A 2,051-nucleotide genomic window follows, 5' to 3' on the forward strand; every position below is an offset into this window, starting at 1 on the left:
TGGATTATGTTCCTTCGCTAGATCACGACCAATGGAAAAACCGTTGACTCAAACCGTCCCGCAGTTTGAAGTTGTGACCGACATTGAAGTCTTTTTATCGCTTCAGCAGGAATGGGAAGAACTCTGGCAAGCCGCGCAAGGTACTCCGTTTCAGTTGTTCCGCTATTGCCTTCACGTGCTCCGCGAGGTCGCCATTCCTACCGGGGCAAGTTTGTGTTGCATCGTCGGCAGGAAGGGGGGCCGGATGATATTCGCTTGGCCCCTGATTCGATATCGGGAATATCTGTGGATGACAGTACGACCGTTGGCGCCGGACACATCGGAACCGTCCGATGTTCTGGTCGCAGCAGGCGAGGATGCGGACTCCCTGGTGTCGGCTGGTTGGAGCGCCCTGGTTTCGTCAGGCGGAATCGATATCATCAACCTTCCCATGGTGCGTCAGGATTCCGCGCTCCACCGTTTTCTGCTCCGGCCAAAACGGCTATCGCGTGGGGAGCGACGCGTAATCGGAGTCGCCCGCTTAATGCAATACAGAACCTGGGCGGAATATCGCGGCACGTTGGCGGACTCTTTTAGAAAGAGGCAGGACTATGATCGCCGTCGTCTGCTGAAAGCTGGCGACACGAAATTTTTTTCCGCTCCGGACAATCCGAGCGGTGCAGCTTACGTGCAGACAATGCTCGCCTGGAAGAATCAATGGGCCGCACGAGTGGGAGCCGTAGGAGATTTCTTCAAGGAACCATATCAGAATTTTTTGCGGAAAATTGCGGCCGATCCTTCCTTCGGTCAATCCTTTCGTGTGTTCGTTTTAACGCTGAACGGAGAAGCAATCGCCGTAAATCTCGTCGCTATCTCTACAGGCGTGGTTGTCGGTATGCAGACTGCCTATGATCCCGCGTACGCAAAATACACACCAGGTTCGTTGCTCCTCGAGTACGTACTGGAATGGGCGTTTGAGAACCGGCGCGACGTCGACTTCGGTTCGGGCGACAGCAAATACAAGTCAAACTGGACCGGTGGACTCGGCTATATGTGCACCGATTTCCGGATTGGCGTGAGCCGCTGGGGCCGGACAGCTTTCGCCGCACGCGCGTTACAACGACACTACGAAAGCCTTCCCCTGCGCATCGCCAGTGGGCCCGTAGGACGCGCCTTGAAAATACGGCGTGGCAAGAAGGCTGATGGGCCGCCAAGCCCTCGCATGCGCGAAACATGAATGTCCCATAGCGAAAGTCGCTGACCACATTCGGGATCGTCCTGTGCACCGCTGCGGGATGGGCGGGTCGAACAGTGACCAGCAGCGGTGTCATGCTCAGCACCGTTCCGTGAATCGATGCAAGGCCAGTTCTTGCCAGGCCCCGACGTTTTATCGGATCAATGTCGGCTGTTCGGAAAAGCAGGGACTCTGTGGTTCTGATGGGCATCCTCGAAGCAAGGCCGATCCCGCCATGATTCGTTTCGACGGCAACCGGCCCGGATGGAATGGACACCGCCCTCCCGCTTTCAAGATCCGGCCGGCCCGCATTACGGGCGCAGACGTACCTGAGTGAGCTCTTCGCACTCCTGCCACAAACGGCCGGCATTCGAAGCGTCCTTTGCCTGCCCGGCGACGATCGCCTCGCCTATCCTGCTTCCGCGCGCCTCCAGAAAGCCTTGCGGGCCATAGTAGCCTCCGTCACTGACATCACGCGAAGTAGCAGCGTAAAGGGTCGGCAGGGCGCCAGCATAATCGGTGTTCAGCACGGCACCGATGAAATAACTGAGGAGCTCGCGGGCAGCGCCTGAAGCTGCGGAGCGATCCCCGCCCCGAAACAGATTGGTGTTTGCGACGCCAGGGTGAGCGGCAACTGACATGACACGGGAATTGGCAGCGCGCAAAAGTCGGTCGAGTTCGAACGCAAACATCAGATCCGCGAGCTTCGACTGCCGATAGGATCGCATCGGCGAGTAGGTCCTTTTGGATTGGAGGTCATTGAAATCGATCTGTCCTTGCTTGTGCGCGATGGAAGCGATCGTGACGATGCGTGGTCGGTCAGGCGATCCAGTCCCAG

2 protein-coding genes are annotated in these 2,051 nt (G+C 57.6%); one reads left to right on the forward strand and one right to left on the reverse strand.

Going from position 1 to position 2,051, the window contains the following annotated elements; genetic code table 11:
* The coding region (locus P0D89_RS52475) for a GNAT family N-acetyltransferase (RefSeq protein ID WP_408371019.1) at positions 1-1,216 on the forward strand (1,216 nt) is incomplete at its 5' end.
* 308 nt (positions 1,217-1,524) lie between these two features.
* On the opposite strand, the gene P0D89_RS52480 is transcribed toward P0D89_RS52475, so the two are convergent.
* Positions 1,525-2,051 (reverse strand): SDR family NAD(P)-dependent oxidoreductase (locus P0D89_RS52480; RefSeq protein ID WP_459252688.1); only part of this gene is annotated, 527 nt, incomplete at its 5' end.

Origin of the sequence: Paraburkholderia sp. RL18-085-BIA-A, from assembly GCF_046027075.1 — a bacterium.
GTDB lineage: Bacteria > Pseudomonadota > Gammaproteobacteria > Burkholderiales > Burkholderiaceae > Paraburkholderia.